Consider the following 16624-nt stretch of genomic DNA (forward strand, 5'->3'; position numbering starts at 1 on the left):
TGCCTGGAAGCCGTCAGATTGACGTGCTCTTGCAAAGATTGCTCGTGGCCGTTAACAAGAAAGCAATGGCGCGAATCATTGGGTGGCCTCGCAGCGTTCACCGCCCTCTGACGGTAGACCTAGCGTGCGGCCGACGAGGCCGCCTGCGTCAAAATAGCGGGTGTCGCCGACCGTCTGCAGGGCCAGCGCCGGTTGGAGGTGAAGGAGCGGCGCCTCGTCGGCTCTTGCGCCGCCACCGAGCTCTGTCGAAGGATAAAGACATGTTCTCCGTTGGAACGTGGGGACAGTTCCGCCCGGTAGCGCCTCGGAAATGACGCGCCCGGTCAAATGGCCATGCGCTGGCATGCGGATGCCTAGGACCTTGGCAACGGTCGGAGCGATGTCGGCATTGCTGACCGGTGCAGGATCGACGAATGCCTTGCGAAAATCGGGACCGACCGCAGCCATGAAGTTAAACGTGTCGGCGCGACTGAACGCGCCGTGCATGCCTTGCCCTTGGCCATACGAGGAGTCGGCGAGCTCCACACCGCAGCGGAAAGGCAAATCGCACCCGGAAGAAAAGGATCTAAAGCTTATGACGATCGCGGGATGCGGCGTCCGCGCTGTCCCCATCAAGCCGACCTCCGACAGAGGAATCGTCCCAGGAATGGCACCGAATGCGGGATCGACGAAAATGCCTCCGACGTAGTCCTGGCGGAGAAAGAACGCGACAGCAGCGGGCACCATAGACCGCGAAGCGTCGCTTTTTGCGTAGATCAACGACGAACCCGCACCGGATGCCACGACGAAATCGGGATGGTTGGGATCCTCCCCCAGTATCGCGTCGCCATTGACGGGATGCTTCGCGTAACGGCTTTCGTCCAGATGTCCGCACCCGCCGGCACCACGGATCAGAACCGCGCCGTCGTCCGCATCCCATACGGAAAACTTCAGGGCTTCACCCATATCCATCGCGAGGAAGCCGGGAGGAACCTGGCCTTTCTCAACGTCAACGTAATCACATCGTGCAGAGCGACTCGTCTGACTCTGCTTGGAGATAGTCGAAAAGCCATGGTCCGACGTGACGATGATATCTGTCGTCGCGCCAAGACCCAGTCGATCGACGGTCTCACGCAAGCGAGCTAGCGTGAGGTCCGAGTTTCGAATAGCTTCCAGAGAGGACGAACCGTTGATGCCGGGCACGATGCCAGGTCGACTGTCCAGCTGACCGTGCTGGGTGATATCCGGATCCCTCATCCAGAACACCATCACGAAGGGCTTACCCTTCTCCTGCAGCAGTGGAAGCGCGGCCTTGGCGGCGACCTCCGAGTAATACCGCTGTTGCGCGAGGTTAGGCCTATCAAGAAGGGGCGGTGTCAGGGGCAACCCGGCCCGCTGAAGCGCTTCGGCGAATTCAGGGTTCAGCAACACGCCGTCCAGCTTGCCGTCGTGGCCGGCGATGGCTGAGCTGTCGTCGAGGACGAGAGTCGTCTGGCCGCGATCGACATGATCCTGAATGAGCGCAGGCCCGAGCTTTCCGATGGATGCCGTGCTGTAACCCTGCCGGCGTGCGGCGGCCAGGAGGGTTTCCTCCGTCAGGTAGTTTCCGCCCAGGTGTGCGTCCAGATCGCCCAGGACGGCATCATCCTCCAAGTAGGGTGTGACGCTTGCCGTGCCCTTAGCGGAAGTGACCGGATAACCGGCATAGATCGCGTTGGAGAAGTTGCCGGCGTCACCGAGATAGTGGCCCGTGGCAATCACCGAAGCGTTCGCCGTGGTGACGGTCGGGTACAGGGAGTGACTATTGGGGAAACTTACTCCCTCGCGGCGCAACGCGTCGAAGGCTGGTGTCAGCTGGGCATCGACCACCGAGCCGCGCAACCCATCGGCGACAAAGATGATCACATTGTGCGGACGGTCGGGCGCCGAAGCGGCTTTGGCCGACACCGCGGTCGCCGTCGTTAGTGCGGCGAGAAGAAGCACAATGGCACGCATGAGCTACCTTTCAAAAATTTTGGATGGGTGCATACCGGTCGCAGGTGCTTGCAAAGCACCTCGCGATCAATTCGATTTTGTTGAGGGCTCGCAGGGCAGCTACTGGTCTTGTGGGGCATCCTCCGCGGTACGTCCAAACTCGACGAGACTGCGGGCAAAGAAGATGTCCGCACGGGCTTCCGCGAGCGCCGCCATGAGTGCCTCACACGTCGCCTCATCGGCGGTGACCGATACAGTCACGGGCCTATCCGTGATCTTGAAAAGACCTGCCGAGTGCATGTTCCCAGAGTGCCCGAAGCCAACGGCGTCTATGGTCAGGGTTGCACCATGCGTCTTCAGTTCCTTGGCCTTACTGAGGATCCATTCGCTCGCCAGGCGGTGACCGATTTTTCGGTCTTCCTGTGTGAAAAAGAGGATGCGATAACCGTTCATGGAGCAACTCCCTCGGGTGACGCTTAGTCGTGGGTAACGCTTTTCAGCGCTTCGCCATGAAACATCAAGACGCGTACTTTCTTGATTTCGTTGGCGTGATCTTTAAGAAAGGCTTCGAGTTTTATGCGGTGATCGACCAGTTCGAGGCACTGTGGGTGGTGCATCGAATGTGCTTCGGGATGGTGGTGACTGAGCCGGTGACCTTTGAGATAGCCAGAATCGACATGATGAAGAATCGCTTGTTCGACACCAGCGCGACGAGCGACAGCTAAAAGATGATGGGCCAGGGCCGGAGCCGAGAGGTGATGCCAAAACCGTGTCCGGGTTGCTCGGGTGGACGCGGGAAAGTAGAGGCGAACGGCAGCAAGGTCGTGCATTCAGGGCTCCTGGATCACGGATCGATGGTTTCAACACGGGGCTGTTTGCGCTGTGCCTTACGGAAGGCCCTCATCTCGGCAAGACGCATGTCTTCGGGCAAATGCCGCACATGTTTGGCGTGTCCAAGACGCTGCGCGTGGTAGATGCCTGTATGTCCGGAGAACATGTAGCTGGCGACGCAGGCGATCGCCGCGAACGGCGCGATGGCTGGACCGAACAGTTCGATCGCCATGACGGTGCAAGCCAAGGGCACGTTTGCGGCGCCGGCGAACACGGCGACAAAGCCCAGCCCGGCTAGCATCGGCACGGGAAGGTGTAGAAGCGGCGCGAGCGCATTACCTAGGGTCGCACCGATGAAGAAGAGCGGCGTGACTTCACCGCCTTTGAAACCCGAAGCCAAGGAGGCGACGGTGTAGGCGAACTTGCCAGCGAAGTCCCATGGCGCCAGAGGATGTTGAAACGCGGCGATGATGGTGGGTATGCCGAGGCCGACATAGCGTTCGGTATGCAGCACGACCACCGAGAGCGCAATGACGGCGCCGCCGACCAAGGGGCGAAACGGGGCGTACCGAAGGTAGCGCTTCATCCACCCGCCCACGGTGTGAGTAGCCGTCGCAAAAAGCAGACCCACCAGTCCGAATGCGAAGCCGGCGGCGATAACGGCGAGGACCGTGGGAATGGTAACTGCCGTGACAAACGGCACGGCGTAGACGGTGTGATGAACCCCCCACGCCAGGCAAACACGGTCAGCCACGATGGCGGCGATAACGCAGGGAAAGAGCGCGTCGTAACGCATACGGCCGATGGCCAGGACTTCCAGGCCAAACAGTGCGCCGGCCAGCGGCGTACCAAAGACAGCCGCAAAGCCACCGCTCATGCCGACCATCAAGAGGATACGGCGCTCTTCGTGGCGGAGTCGGAAGATGCCCGTCAACTGGTCGGCCAGCGCTCCGCCCATCTGGACCGCCGTTCCTTCGCGGCCCACCGACGCGCCGAAAAGGTGGGAAGCGACGGTGCCTATGAACACCAAGGGCACCATCCGCCGCGGAATCACCTTCTTCGGATCGTGGATCTCGTCGATGATCAGGTTGTTGCCCGCTTCCACAGGCTTACCTACCCGGTCGTACGCCCAGCCAACCACGAAACCTGCCAGCGGGAGCAAGCAGATCATCCAGGGCTGGGCCTCGCGAGTGGCCGTTGCCCATTCGAGGGCAAGCAGGAAGAAGGCGGAGGCGGTACCGGCCAGACAGGCGGCTGCCGAACTGATGACAAGCCACTTGCCCATGTAGGGCAGCAGTTCCCACTGCTCGAGTGAACGAAGGTGTCGCATGCGACTTCCGGTAGGTGGGTTGAAAACACCTGAAGTCCGGGGGCATCAAACAAAAATGCCTACGCCCCCGGGGATCCAGGATACGTAGGCATCATCAGCCCGAAGGCGGTTCGCGGAGGCATGCCATCTCCGTAGGCCCAGTGTAACTACGGCGGGAACCCAGGTCAAAGCCTTCACCGGGCAATGAGGCGGCCCAGCGCAAAGCCGCACGCCAGGCAGCCCAATGCGCCCAGGACGTGGACCGCCAAGTGGATGGCGACCGACCCGTACTGGCCGCGCTGAAGCAGGAGAAAGCTTTCCGCCGAAAAGGTGGAGAACGTGGTGAGCCCGCCCAGAAATCCCGTGGTGATACCCAGGCGCAAGGCCAGGGGCATCTGCGGATAGGCCATGAAGCTCGCAAGCGCCAGACCCATAAGAAATCCGCCAAGGAGGTTGGCGGCGAGCGTTCCCATCGGGAGCGAGGGGAACGCCGCATTGAACATTTGTGCCAGGAGGTAGCGAAGAAATGTGCCAAGGGTGGCGCCGATGCATAGCGCTAAGGCGGTAAGGGGCATGGGAAGACTCATCAGGCAATGTGAAGAAACGCGCCAAGTGTGCTCAGCAAGCCGCCTACCAATACCAGCGCGACAATCCATCGGATGGGACGTCCGTGGACGGTGTGCGATAGCCACACACCGAGTGCCCCGAGAGCCGTGAGCGAGACAAAGAGAGGGGCTGACCGCCATGAGGGCACCAAGATGGCCATAGACATCGGGACAAGAGCCCCTGCAAACGTGGCGCCGCAGGCTGCCGACGCCTTGACGGCGGCCTCGCGAAAGGCCGCCTTACCGAGTTGGCTGGCAGCGAGTTGTCCGTGGGCAAGAAGATTGAGCTGTCGCTCCGCTTCGATGAATTCGCTGCGCAGGTCGGCGTAATGGGCGACGAGGAAGATGAAGGCACCCGAGACAGCCGAGGCGACGGCCACGCGAAGAGCTAGCGTAAGGCTCATGGGCGCCGCACCCGGGAGCAGATGACCGGCTCCCAGTGTCAGCGCCGTCAATATCCCATCGACCAGTCCGGCGACCAGATCAAGACGAATAGCCACGAACGCCCACGGGTTGGATGGCCTCATCGATGCCGCTCCACCGCATCGATGAGGCGCTCGCCACACACGAGCTGGTCAACGCTGTGCACCACAGCGCCGGACTCATGTATCGCCGCCACGATTTGCTCGATATCCAGCCCATTGCCCTCGATGGTCAGATCCATGCCAACGGTCTCGATGTCGATCTCCCCCACGGTCAGGTTCAGGGCTTCGACACCGCGGCAGGCTGACACGGCCTTGGCAATGTCCTCCAACGATGGCCGTGCGACTGCCTTGTCGACGTCCATCACGATACGTCGAACGTTGAATGCGGTGGATGGGTTCACGCGGCCTCCGTGCGATTGAGGGTCTTGAAGGCTGCGCCCCCCGGAAAACGGGCAAGGCTTCCCAGTTCGCGCTCGATCCGCAGAAGCTGGTTGAACTTAGCCGTGCGCTCACCGCGACAACCGGATCCGGTCTTCAGGTGCCCCCCACCCAACGCTACGGCGAGATCCGCAATGAACGAATCTTCGGTCTCTCCGGAGCGGTGCGACACATAGATGCCGTAGCCGGCGGATTGGGCGAGTCCGGCGCACGCGAAGGTTTCGGTTAACGTTCCAATTTGGTTGGGCTTGATGAGGACCGAGTTAGCGACCGATCGCTGGATGCCCATCTCGACGTAGGCAGGGTTCGTACAGAACAAATCGTCCCCCACCAATTCAACGCGGTTGCCCAGTCGCTTCGTCGCCTCGACCCAGCCCTCCCAGTCGTCTTCGCCCATCGGATCTTCAAGCAAACGGATCGGATAGGCTTTAAGCCAGCGGTCCCAGAGGTCGATGAGCTCGCCACTGTCCATGGTGATTCCCATCCGGGGAAAGACATACGTGCCGTTGTCCTGCCAGAACGCGCTGACGGCCGGGTCAAGGCCGATACTCACGTCGTGGCTGGGTCGGTATCTCGCCAGGACGATGGCGTCCAGGATGATCTCTACGGCTTCTTCGTGCGACTTAAGGTGCGGTGCGAAGCCGCCCTCGTCGCCCACCGCCGTGCTGTAGCCACTTTTGCCCAGCCGCTTCTTGAGGGCGTGAAAAACCCCTTCGCCCATCTCGATCGACTCGGCAAAGGAGGTCGCCCCGTGTGGCAGGATCTTGAACTCCTGAAAATCGAGCGTGCTGTCCGCATGAGCGCCGCCGTTGATGACATTCAGGCATGGCACCGGCAGCAAGGCGCTACCCGGCGCAAGGTGCTCGTGCAGTGGCTTCTTAGCGGCCACAGCGCATGCACGCGCGAACGCCATCGAGACGGCGAGCATGGCGTTTGCGCCCAGCACTGTCTTTTGCACAGTGCCATCGAGCGCAATCAAGCGGTCATCCAGGTCGGCCTGGCGAGCGAACGCGTCCCCAGCCAATGCGGGTGCAATGATGTCGAGGACGTTGCGAACGGCGTGTCGGACGCCTCGTCCCCCGTACCGTGTGCCCCCATCTCTCAGTTCATGAGCCTCCTTTCGACCTGTTGAGGCACCGGAGGGGACGATCGCGCGGCCCTGCGCACCGTATTCCAGCGTGACGACGGCCTCGATGGTCGGAAAGCCACGCGAGTCGAGGACTTCGAGGGCATCGATACGGCGGATCTGGTTCATGCAATCTCCTTGGTCTGTGCGACACCGGTGTCTTCTGTAGAACGTAAGTGGCTTGTCTGGTTGACGTGCACGATCGACGGCGCGCCGTGCGTGAACTCGATGACGGTCATCCCGGCCGGGTCGACACGCCACCGTCGATAGCCCTCCAGCGTTTGACCGGCGAAGTAACTCAGAAGTACGCGAATCGTGGAGTCATGGGAGACGACGAGGAGGGCCTGGTCTTCCGTCATCCGGGTAAGCAGGAGCTCGGTTGCCTTGACGGCGCGAGCCTGCACGTCCAGCAGAGATTCGCCGCCGGTGAACCGGAAACGGCCGGGAATGCTTTGCCACGCAGCCCACGCCTCAGGTTCATCGCGTGCGATATCGGCATGCGCGCGACCGGTCCAGTTCCCGTAATCAATGTCGTCCAGACCGGCTTCGACGCATGGCTCGCCGCCCCATTGCATCGTGATGGCTGTCGCTGTTTCGTGCGCCCGGCGGCGGGGGCTAGAGACCACCATGCCGATGGGCAACCACCGCTCCATCGCTGCCGAAAGCTCGGGAAGTTGGGCGCGACCTTTGCCTGACAGATCCAGCTCGTACCGACCTCGAAACATCGGTGGATCAAGGCCATCAACGTGGCCATGCCGGATAAGAATGAGACGCTTCATACCGCACCCCCACGCCCATCACCGGTGAGGGCGACCAGTCGAGGTAGCTCACTACGTTGCGCGAACTCGCCTAGAAGTCCTTCCGGAAAAGGTGTCGTCACGATGATCCCGGTGACCGCGTGCGAGGCGGCGACTGCGAGCAGGTTGTCCACATTGGGATGTTCAATGTAGGTCCCGTCAACATCCAGGCCTGCCTTGGCAGCGAAGCGCGAGAAGGTTGAGAGGTCATCGCTCAATGCACGCGCATAGTCCGTTCGGTCATGGGGATCGGCTCGCAGGTCTGCCGCGACGAGGAACAGCGCCGCGCCCCCTTCGCGTGCGTGCTCCATCCCGGCGGCGACTGCTTCATCGGCCGCAGGGGTTCCATCGTAAAGAACCATCCAGCGGACGGGCTGCGGTGCGTCCCATTTGCCGGCGGCGACGGCATCATGCGGCGGACGAAGATGATGGGTGATGGCATTCATAGTGCACTCCGAAGTCAGGAGCGCAGCCGGCGAATGGAACTACCCAACCGCCATGCTGCGCGTGGGTAGGCATCATCAGCCGCTCGGCGGTTGGGTCAGGAGGAATGCCATCTCCTGTAAGCCGTACGCTACTCCTTCCCGGGCAGCCATAACAAGCAAGATCATGGGTTTATTTCACTCGCGAGTGGCATCCGTTCAGCCCGTGGTCTGATCGGAGCTTCGCCAAATACCTGGTTGAAGATGTCCCTCGCGTGGCTCGACTTATCCGGAGGGTTGGGGTCAAACCGATAGCCTCTTTGTCCATCAAGGCCACGTTCGACCTGCCAGTCTGTATGGCAACTGGTGACGACCTCGGACAACGTCGCCAAGTGCGTTACGGCGACCACGTGGTGACCTGCAGCGGCCAATGAATCGAAGAGAATCGCGGCAAGGGCCGTGGCTTCCCGGGCGTCGGTACTGGAGAGCGACTCGTTGGAAAGGACAAGCGAGTGCTTTCCGAGCTCGTCGATCAGCCGACTCCACCGCAGGAGTTCCTCGTCGAACTTTCCGTGCTTTAACTCGTTGTCTTCTGCTTGCTTGAAGTGCGAGAAGAAACCATCGAACAAGTCGCACTCATATGAGGTGGCCGGAACCGGCGAGCCAATTTGGGCAAGCCACTGGGCTTGACCCAGCGCACGGAGGAACGTGGTCTTCCCGCCTTGATTCGGGCCGGTGATGATCGCTAGCGGCGCGGGCGACGAATCAAAGGCATTGGCAACCGCTGTTCCCGGCGGTCGTAAGGCGACGCTTAACGGAATTAAGCCGCCCGCGGTGATGCCTTTCTTGCCTTTCGGGAAGAGGGGGACGCACAACGGTGTCCCAGCATCGTGCGACGCGTGGCTCCATTGCGCGACCGCCAGGTAATACGCGAGTTCTCGCCGTACCAGGTCGAAGAATCCAAGAAGGTAGTCGACCGACTGTGCCAACGCGTTGGCGACCTCATTGATGCTCTTGTCCCTCAGCTCACCCAACGCACGAGCACCGCCCTCGTCGCGGTCGGCAATTCGTATGGTGTGCTTCCCCGGAACGTAGCCGAGCATCCGAGTCCACCAACGTCGTGGTGGTCCACTTCGTGCTCGCAGGGTCAAATCGATACTCTGGTTCATCGGTCCGAGACGCGCGGTTACGGAGAGCTCGCCGCGGTCGGCCAATCGCTCCAGATGCGTTGAGACCTCGTTGAGATAGCCGTCATCCAGATTTTCCCGTAACTCGCTCAGCCATTGCGTTACGCGATCGGCGGATGCCGTGGTGATCCACCGATCGGCGACTGTGCGTGTTTGACGAAGCGCGTCAAGCAACTCTTTCAGGACGCTGACGCTTCCGTGCAGGATCGACGAGGCGTAGACACCGTAGAACCCGCTTGTACTTCGCCGCTTCGCATCCATAGCGTCGCGCGCAATATCGTGCAGCTCCTGTGCCATCGCCAGGTGGTCGGCCACGTCCGCAAGGACCGCCTGACGTGAGCGAATGACGTCACCCGTGGAGAGCGGCGCCGCAAAGACAGCAGTGACGATGGCCTTTAACGGCCGGTCGTTCGCTGAAATCGCCTCCACGATAAGGTCAAGATCCAGGTCTGCCCATGCGGCAGGCGCGGCGGCCCTAACATCATCGTGCGCCACGAGATCGCTATTAGGCCAAAGAAGGCGCGGCTTCATCGCATCATCCTCTTGGCCAGCTGCGCTTGGGTAAGGCCGTAGCTTGCGGCCAACGCCTCCGTATGGGCCTGTCCTTCTGGAGGGCCTCGACGTATGCGGTAAGTGCGTTGCCGAGCGTCCTCGGTGGTGACACTGCCTATCCAGCTGGCCATCGCTGGTCCAGCCTGCGCCAACTCCCAGAGGAAAGTCACACACACAATCGTGGCGCCACGATCGACTAGCCGCTCTAAGATGTCGCGCGAGAGGTCAATCGCATCGGCCGTCGTCGTCGAGGCGAAGAGTTCGTTGAGTATCACCAACGTATCCGGGTCGGCACGTTCAACGATTTCGTGGATCCGCACCAGGTCGTCTTTCAATTTGCCGCGCTGAGAACCCGCCAGTTCTGCGCGCTCGAAATGCGTCTCTACACAGCGCACAAAGGGAATAGACGCGGATCGGGAAGGCACAGGGCAACCGACTCGAGCAAGCACGTGCAGCTGGCCCCAGATCCGAGCGAAGGTCGTTTTCCCCGCTTGGTTGGGCCCGGTGATAACGATAAGTTGCTCGGCAGCAGTTCTGTCCAGGTCGTTACGGACAACATGCGTCGGGTCACCTATCGCCGGATGAAGCAGGGCTACGTCTGCGGCCTCAACGACAATCGTCCTATCGTGCGCCGCGATGAACTCCGGCAAACACCACGGCTGGCCCAGACGCTCGCTCTCCTGGACCACATCGAACACCGTTGTATAAAACGCCACCTCGCTCCGAACTTGGGCGACGACGGGATCGATAGGGTCCGCGTAGTCAGCGGCAAAGCGCGTCAGCTCATCGAATAGAACTCGGTGCTCGTCCGCCAACTCGATGAGAATCCGCTCTTCAAGGCCGTTGAGATGCCGCGGGCCCTGGTACGCCGTACGGTAGTCCTTGGCCCCGTCGACGCGAAAGCGCGCGAAGGCCTGCGCGACGACTGCCGCATAATCCTCGTCGCGCGCCACGCTCTCGACGGCGACGTAACCCGGTCCCAGACGCAGTCCATAGCGGAGCACGTCCAGCTCGCTCTCGAGCTTCGACGCGCGGTTTGCCATGGCGAGGAAGCCATCGGACGCCGCATAGGTCGATAAATAGTGCGTCAGTCCGGCCAGCGCGTCGGACGCCGCCGGGCCTTGCCGGAGTGCTTGTAGGATGTCCCTTACGCCGGTGCAGTAGGCGCTCACTGCCGTGAGTTGGTAACGGGCTAGTTCCAGCGTCGACGCCTGCTCGTTTGCCCTCGTGGCGGCTTTCTCGTAAACCGTCATGGCCTGGAGAAATGCCCCGAAGGCGCGCCTGATCGGCGCAGCGTTCAGGTCGCGGAAGACTCCCTGACGGAAGACGGCTTCAGCGGTGGTCGCCGCCGGGGCCTTGAGAAAAGGACGAATGTCCAGAGCGCCGGGCTGTTCAGCGATCGCGAGAGCCCACCCAGACAACTGCAGGTCCGCCATCACCTCGTCCGACACCATCGTCGCGACAGGAGCGCTCCCGGCGAGGTGGAAGAGACTAGGGGCTAATCGAGACAGAGGAACCTGAATTTCGGACATAAGAGAGCCTGCAAACCCTGCAAAGGTTGGCAGGCATCATCAGCCGATGTGGCGGTTCGTCCCTAAGGGACCGGAGGAATGCCATCTCCGTGGGCCAATATTCTAGAAGCGCAGGTGATCAATGTGTCAACCCCGAGCAGGCATCCCGTTGCTCGGACCGCAACCTTGGGCGTTCGAACTCGTGGAGTGCCTCGCATCTTGTGCCGACGCTCCTCTGTAGTGGATCGTGTTTACAGGGTCAGGGCCGCGTACGACGGAGTGCACTCATCCGTTGCTCGCATCCTCGGGAGCTCCCGGTGTGAGAAGCCTCCGGCTTGCGTCGTGCGGGATGACCGGCCGTGTCAGGTCGACGGTGTAATCGCCAAACCGATTGATATGCGCCGTGCGATACGGTGACAACCCTGCGAGGATCTCAGGGGTCACCTCATGGCCTTCGATCTGAAGTTGCTCAATAGCACGCGTCATGTGCTCAACGTTATGGAGTATGACCATGTTAGCGACCAAGTGGTTATAGCCGATGACCTTCTCCTGCTCGTGCCGAAGGTTCTCGGCGATGATACCCTGACCACCGAAGAACGCCCACTGGGCGAAGTTGTTGAACTCCTCACTCTTGTTCGTCGCCGCCGTGATCATCTGCCGAATTTCTGCGCTGTCGATGTAGCGTAGAAGGAACATGGTTCGGATCACTCGCCCCAACTCTCGAAAGGCAAAGTAAAGCTTGTTCTTTCGGCTCACATCATCAACATTTCATCCATTGGCGGCCTGCTGGCGTTCCCGGCCACCGGTTACTACCACGCCACGAAGTGGGCCGTGGAAGGTTTCTCGGAGTCGCTGTCCAGGGAGGTCGCGCCACTGGGCATCAAGGTCACCATCGTCGAGCCCGGCGCCTTCCGCACCGACTGGTCCGGCCGCTCGGTGATCGAATCGAAGACGCTCATCGACGACTACGATGCGACGGCAGGCCTGCGCCGTCGACAGGCCAGGACCAACTCGGGCAAGCAGCCTGGTAATCCGGCCCTCGGGGCCGCCGCCATCATCAAGGCGGTGGCCATGGAACAGCCGCCGCTCCGCCTGCCTCTGGGATCGGATGCACACAGGTTGCTGACTGCCCGGGCAGACGAGCTGCGTGCGAGTTTCGAGGCGGTAAAGGCCCTGTCGATCAGCACCGATTTCACGGATTGAAAAGAGCCACGGCACGTTGATGACGCCCGCAGCCGCAGGCTTTCATGAAGCCTGCGGCTGCGATGCCATGCGAAAGTCATCGCGTCGGAAGGAATACACCTTCAGCCGTCTTCACTCGGCAATCGTCGCGGACAGGTGATATACGCGCCCGCCCCAACCGTCATTGGGGAAAGCATCCGAGACTTTCAGGTAGACCGGGCGTGCGCCATTGGCAACGGCACCGATATAGGGCGTGAGGTCGATCACGATATCGCCTTTGTTGGATCCATCCGTGACCGGTCGCGTTTCCTGGGCCACCGTCGTCCAATGCGTGTTGTCGGTGCTGACCTGTACCAGGAATTCATTGTCGATAGTCAGCGTGACATGCGCCGCGGTGGTATCGGCGGGGAAGGGGAATCGATAGGTAAAGTGGGCATTGCCGTCGGCGAAGCGATTCTGCACACCGTTGCTCTGCGAATGATCCGCGTCGAACAGCCACGGCGTCTCCGCTACGGTTCCCGTGTCGAAATCGATCTTGTGTGCCACCAGCACATCCGCCTGCGCAGTGAAACGCAGGCCGGCGGCAAACATATTCGCGGTAAGGGTGTGGTGGCCGTCTGTTGCCGTGCCCGGCACGCTGACCGTCAATGGAAGCGTGGCCCTGGCGGGAACGGCATTGCCCCTGGGTTGCAACCGCATCAGGGAGACCCGTGGCGAAACACTCCAGCCCGGCGGCGCGTCGACGGAAGCCAGCGCCTGCAATGGAAAATAGCCGGTCGCCGATGCACCGAGATCGATGGCAATCGATGTAGTGCCAGACGCAGACGGCATGATCACGGGCTGGGCCGGAGACATCGTGGCAGCCAGCGATTCCAGCGGCGTGAATACCGGGATATCGCCGATCAACGCACTGAGCGCACTGGCCTGGGTGCGCCAGTCGAAGACGTTGGGATGATCATCATTCGTCGCTCCCGCCCAGCGGGTGCCCAGGCGACCGGCCGCATCGCGATCCTTCTTCCACAGACCATCGGCCTGCTGCTCAAGGAAGGCCGCATAACGACGGTCATGGGTGGTGTCTACCAGGTAGGTCCAGTAGCGCATGAAGATGCCCTTGAACTGCTTGGCATTGTCGTCACAGGTCTGGTCGCTGGCATCACAGCTTTCGGTGAGTACACCGTTGGTGACCAGGGCATTGGGCCCGATGGCTGCGTCGGCCAGCCGGCGTACATCCGCCAGCACATGCGGATCCCGGGTGGCACGCCACAGTTCCAGGCCACCGCCGATCGCCAGTCCCTGGTTGTAGGTCCACACGTTCTGGCCGTTATTCGTGCATGCATTGGTCAGGCCGTCGTTGACCAGGCCATTGGCGTTGATCATGCCGCTGCCCTGGAACCATGCCCACGCCGTACGTGACCGCGCCAGCCAGATGCTGTCTCCCGGAATCCTGTTGTGCAGGGCCGCGGTGAGACGTATCCACAGGCCATTGGTGATGGCGTTTTTGTACGTGCGCTCCGCATCCCACCACACGCCACCGCCGCAGCTGCCGGTATCCCAGTAGCCGTTCACGTAATTGGCGATGGTCACCGCCATATCCAGATACTTGGGATTGCGGGTCAGGTCGTAGGCCTGCAACCAGGTCAGGCCCCACCATTCGGAATCGTCGATGGCGCGGCTGGTGAAGTTGCCGAGCAACGGATCCCCGGACAATACGCCGGCGGGGAATACGCCCTTGTCCTTCTCGAAGGTGTTGTCCAGTTGCACCAGATACCGGCGGTCGCCGGTACGTTGCATGTAGTCGCCAATGGTCTGCAAGGCCACCGCGGAGTTCCACCAGCTCGATGGAAACCATGCCTTGTCCGGATCATAGGAATCCATCAGCACATCCGCTGCCACACGCGCCCGGGCCATGGAAGTCGGCCCGTCAATGTATGAGGGATGGGCGTAAGACTGCTCTGTTGCAAGAGAAGGCAGGGCCACGGACAGCCCTGTCAGGCCGGCTACTGCCAGAAATACCTTTGATCGCACGCGCATTGCTTGGAGGCTCATGATCGCAAACACTCCTTCCGGATACCCACGGTCCATCTCTCCCGGGTCGGACCGTGGGCGTTCGTCCGATGGAGAAGCGCGCACGCCTGGCCGTCTGGACGGCCCCAGTCATGCGTCATGCCTTTGATCCCCTGGTGACCCACCGATGCGAAAGCGCAACGAATTACGTCTTAGATCGCTGTTTACAACCGCATCTAAATCGATCTAAATTCAAGATTCAAAAAAAGGCGCCGATGCGTGGATCCGTGATCCGGATGCTTGTTGATCGATGCCAGGGGCGACTCTAACCCGGCTATCCGGTGCGACGCTCGCTGCGGCGCAATAAAGCCGATTGGCACGACACGGTTCGAGGTACCAAGGTGTGATGCGGACAGCTCCCTGTCGGCGATTCCCTATGCTACGTTTTGCCGACAGGGGGCATCACGTGGGGAGAACGGGCAATGGCGTTTATCAACGTCTCGGGCCGCAAAGGCCTGTGGGCAGGTTTGTTCGGTAGTATCGCGATGTGCTCGGCACCCGTCGGGCTGGCAGCGACATCGCCCGGATTCAACGTGGGATCGGCGAATGTCGCCACTGCCGACCCGTCGGTGCCACGGCCGCCAGGCAACGCCTGCACGGTCGAGCTGTTCAACGGTTTCACGTTCCGTGATTTCTCCAACCATCCTTATACCTATGCACCCCCGACCGGCTGCGGCACGTCATGGTCGAAGGTGGTACTCGAGGCCGACTTCGCGGTAACGGCGGGGCGCCAGTTCGACCGCACCGCATCGCTCTGGCTGGGTGGCGCCAATATCTACTTCGGTACGACGCAAGAACCTTCGGCCGCCGTATCTCCCAGCTGGCATGTCGAGCGCGATGTCAGCGACTTCGCGAGTCTTCTGAGCCAGCCTCAGACAGGCCAGGCGATCCTTGGCAACATCGTCGACAACACCTATACCGGCATCATCAGCGGCTCGGCCCGCCTGGTCTTCTATCCGGCCAATATCCTTGCACCGAAACCGGACGCCCCCGATGCGGTCTTCCCGCTGTCGGACGGTACAGCCGGCGGTACCGTTGCCCTCAACACCGGTAGCGATGTTCTGTCGCGTACGCTCACGCTGCCTACGAACGTGGAGCGCGCTTATCTGGATGTGTTCGCACAAGGGCAGGGCGGTGACGAGTTCTGGTACACCTGTGTGCCGGATGCGCAGGCCAACCAGGTGCAAAGCTGCGGTGGCGGTGCATACCGCGAGGTGCAGGTATCGATCGACGGACAGCCGGCTGGCGTAGCACCCGTGTATCCATGGATATTCACCGGCGGCATCGATCCCTACATGTGGCGACCCACGCCTGGCGTGCAGACGCTCAACTTCCTGCCATACCGTGTCGATCTCACACCGTTTGCCTCCCTGCTCAACGACGGCAAACCGCATGCGCTGGCCATCGGCGTGACTGGGGCCAACGGCAACTTCGCCGTCACGGGCAACCTGTTCGTGCATCTCGACCATGGTCGCAAGGTGGTCAGCGGCGCAGTGACCACAAATACCTTGCAGGGACAGCCGGCCGCCGCCACCGTGGACAACCAGGTCACCGATACCGGGGGTGTCGTCGGAGGCTCCATCGCCACGCATGCATCGCGCCGTTTTCGCGTGGCAGGCTATGTCGATACGTCGCACGGGCGCATCGTCACCGACGTGAACCAGACCGTGAGCTTTCGCAACACACAGACCTTCGCCATCGATCCAGCCCACTACCAGCAGGGCATCGACCAGCTGACGACCGTCGACAGCACGACAAAGACCCGACAAGGCTTGCTCGGCATCGCGGTGACCACCGAGATGCACGTCGACTATCCACTGGTCGCCAGCTTTGGCAACACCTTCGATGCGGCGGGCAATACGCTCAGTGCGCCCAGTTCGGTAACCCAGGGATTCTCGCGCCAGTTCAGCAAGCGGCTGGGCAACCTGCTGATCTACCGCAGCGATGTGGATAACAGCATCGATACGGCCGATACGCTCACCTACGCCAACGGCGCCGTCGCCGGTCATACGGGGCAGCGCAGCGCGCAGCAGTTCCGCTTCAGGGACAACCTCGGCAGCTGCTATGGCCGCGACGTCAGCACGGCGGCTGGCCTGCTGACCGCCGCAACGGATGGTGGTGATTGCCCGCTTGCCTGGAACCGACTGTCGTGGTTCACCCATCCGGATGGCTCGCCCGATAGCTCCAGAACGGAGAATCCGGGGATCTTCTAAGCAATGCCC

15 protein-coding genes, 1 pseudogene and 3 riboswitches are annotated in these 16624 nt (G+C 61.4%); of the genes and pseudogenes, 2 read left to right on the forward strand and 14 right to left on the reverse strand.

Annotation, left to right across the window (positions count from 1 at the left end):
- Positions 1–75: 75 nt before the first annotated feature.
- From KR767_RS16840 to KR767_RS16900, 13 genes and pseudogenes are all read right to left on the reverse strand, one after another.
- Positions 76–1974: an alkaline phosphatase family protein gene (locus tag KR767_RS16840; protein WP_250877111.1), complete on the reverse strand. Its 1899-nt coding sequence runs from the start codon at positions 1972–1974 to the stop codon at positions 76–78.
- Between the two features lie 99 nt (positions 1975–2073).
- Positions 2074–2406: a DUF190 domain-containing protein gene (locus KR767_RS16845; RefSeq protein ID WP_250877112.1), complete on the reverse strand. Its 333-nt coding sequence runs from the start codon at positions 2404–2406 to the stop codon at positions 2074–2076.
- Positions 2407–2429: 23 nt separating this feature from the next.
- Positions 2430–2783, reverse strand: a complete 354-nt coding sequence (locus tag KR767_RS16850) for a DUF190 domain-containing protein (protein ID WP_250877113.1) — start codon at positions 2781–2783, stop codon at positions 2430–2432.
- Positions 2784–2797: 14 nt separating this feature from the next.
- Positions 2798–4114, reverse strand: a complete 1317-nt coding sequence (locus KR767_RS16855; protein WP_250877114.1) for a voltage-gated chloride channel family protein — start codon at positions 4112–4114, stop codon at positions 2798–2800.
- Positions 4115–4192: 78 nt separating this feature from the next.
- Positions 4193–4254, reverse strand: a riboswitch (Fluoride riboswitch).
- 33 nt (positions 4255–4287) lie between these two features.
- Positions 4288–4668, reverse strand: coding sequence for a fluoride efflux transporter CrcB (gene crcB / locus KR767_RS16860; protein WP_250877115.1), 381 nt, complete (start codon positions 4666–4668; stop codon positions 4288–4290).
- Between the two features lie 11 nt (positions 4669–4679).
- On the reverse strand, positions 4680–5225 hold the full coding sequence (locus KR767_RS16865) for a hypothetical protein (RefSeq protein ID WP_250877116.1): 546 nt from the start codon (positions 5223–5225) through the stop codon (positions 4680–4682).
- On the reverse strand, positions 5222–5524 hold the full coding sequence (locus KR767_RS16870) for a DUF211 domain-containing protein (RefSeq protein ID WP_250877117.1): 303 nt from the start codon (positions 5522–5524) through the stop codon (positions 5222–5224). The genes KR767_RS16865 and KR767_RS16870 overlap by 4 nt, the downstream gene beginning before the upstream one ends.
- Positions 5521–6816, reverse strand: a complete 1296-nt coding sequence (eno, locus tag KR767_RS16875) for a phosphopyruvate hydratase (protein WP_250877118.1) — start codon at positions 6814–6816, stop codon at positions 5521–5523. The genes KR767_RS16870 and eno overlap by 4 nt, the downstream gene beginning before the upstream one ends.
- On the reverse strand, positions 6813–7466 hold the full coding sequence (locus KR767_RS16880) for a histidine phosphatase family protein (protein ID WP_250877119.1): 654 nt from the start codon (positions 7464–7466) through the stop codon (positions 6813–6815). Before KR767_RS16880 ends, eno begins: the two co-directional genes overlap by 4 nt.
- A complete protein-coding gene (locus KR767_RS16885; RefSeq protein WP_250877120.1) occupies positions 7463–7930 on the reverse strand; it encodes a hypothetical protein in 468 nt (155 codons plus the stop codon). Before KR767_RS16885 ends, KR767_RS16880 begins: the two co-directional genes overlap by 4 nt.
- A 59-nt stretch (positions 7931–7989) precedes the next feature.
- A riboswitch (Fluoride riboswitch) is annotated at positions 7990–8054 on the reverse strand.
- Between the two features lie 37 nt (positions 8055–8091).
- Entirely contained in the window at positions 8092–9624 is a 1533-nt protein-coding gene (locus KR767_RS16890; RefSeq protein ID WP_250877121.1) for a MutS-related protein, read from the reverse strand.
- Complete coding sequence (locus KR767_RS16895; protein ID WP_250877122.1) at positions 9621–11081, reverse strand: MutS-related protein; 1461 nt, start codon at positions 11079–11081, stop codon at positions 9621–9623. The genes KR767_RS16890 and KR767_RS16895 overlap by 4 nt, the downstream gene beginning before the upstream one ends.
- A gap of 119 nt (positions 11082–11200) precedes the next feature.
- Positions 11201–11275, reverse strand: a riboswitch (Fluoride riboswitch).
- A 166-nt stretch (positions 11276–11441) separates the two neighbouring features.
- Positions 11442–11909: pseudogene (locus tag KR767_RS16900) on the reverse strand (Tn3 family transposase); the annotation flags it as partial.
- A gap of 33 nt (positions 11910–11942) precedes the next feature.
- On the opposite strand from KR767_RS16900, the gene KR767_RS16905 reads away from it, so the two are divergent.
- Positions 11943–12359 carry an SDR family NAD(P)-dependent oxidoreductase gene (locus tag KR767_RS16905; RefSeq protein ID WP_250879177.1) on the forward strand — a complete coding sequence of 139 codons (417 nt, stop codon included), beginning with the start codon at positions 11943–11945 and terminating at the stop codon, positions 12357–12359.
- Positions 12360–12470: 111 nt separating this feature from the next.
- On the opposite strand, the gene KR767_RS16910 is transcribed toward KR767_RS16905, so the two are convergent.
- Positions 12471–14384, reverse strand: coding sequence for a glycoside hydrolase family 76 protein (locus KR767_RS16910; protein ID WP_250877123.1), 1914 nt, complete (start codon positions 14382–14384; stop codon positions 12471–12473).
- A gap of 440 nt (positions 14385–14824) precedes the next feature.
- On the opposite strand from KR767_RS16910, the gene KR767_RS16915 reads away from it, so the two are divergent.
- Entirely contained in the window at positions 14825–16615 is a 1791-nt protein-coding gene (locus KR767_RS16915; RefSeq protein ID WP_250877124.1) for a peptide-N4-asparagine amidase, read from the forward strand.
- Positions 16616–16624 lie beyond the last annotated feature (9 nt).

Origin of the sequence: Luteibacter anthropi (assembly GCF_023699965.1) — a bacterium.
GTDB lineage: Bacteria > Pseudomonadota > Gammaproteobacteria > Xanthomonadales > Rhodanobacteraceae > Luteibacter > Luteibacter anthropi.

Coding starts and splice junctions, on each gene's coding strand:
- KR767_RS16910 (WP_250877123.1), bottom strand. CDS start 14,384: ATGAGCCTCCAAGCAATGCGCGTGCGATCAAAGGTATTTCTGGCAGTA.
- KR767_RS16840 (WP_250877111.1), bottom strand. CDS start 1,974: ATGCGTGCCATTGTGCTTCTTCTCGCCGCACTAACGACGGCGACCGCG.
- crcB (WP_250877115.1), bottom strand. CDS start 4,668: ATGCCCCTTACCGCCTTAGCGCTATGCATCGGCGCCACCCTTGGCACA.
- KR767_RS16855 (WP_250877114.1), bottom strand. CDS start 4,114: ATGCGACACCTTCGTTCACTCGAGCAGTGGGAACTGCTGCCCTACATG.
- KR767_RS16850 (WP_250877113.1), bottom strand. CDS start 2,783: ATGCACGACCTTGCTGCCGTTCGCCTCTACTTTCCCGCGTCCACCCGA.
- KR767_RS16845 (WP_250877112.1), bottom strand. CDS start 2,406: ATGAACGGTTATCGCATCCTCTTTTTCACACAGGAAGACCGAAAAATC.
- KR767_RS16865 (WP_250877116.1), bottom strand. CDS start 5,225: ATGAGGCCATCCAACCCGTGGGCGTTCGTGGCTATTCGTCTTGATCTG.
- KR767_RS16915 (WP_250877124.1), top strand. CDS start 14,825: ATGGCGTTTATCAACGTCTCGGGCCGCAAAGGCCTGTGGGCAGGTTTG.
- KR767_RS16895 (WP_250877122.1), bottom strand. CDS start 11,081: ATGGCGGACCTGCAGTTGTCTGGGTGGGCTCTCGCGATCGCTGAACAG.
- eno (WP_250877118.1), bottom strand. CDS start 6,816: ATGAACCAGATCCGCCGTATCGATGCCCTCGAAGTCCTCGACTCGCGT.
- KR767_RS16880 (WP_250877119.1), bottom strand. CDS start 7,466: ATGAAGCGTCTCATTCTTATCCGGCATGGCCACGTTGATGGCCTTGAT.
- KR767_RS16885 (WP_250877120.1), bottom strand. CDS start 7,930: ATGAATGCCATCACCCATCATCTTCGTCCGCCGCATGATGCCGTCGCC.
- KR767_RS16890 (WP_250877121.1), bottom strand. CDS start 9,624: ATGAAGCCGCGCCTTCTTTGGCCTAATAGCGATCTCGTGGCGCACGAT.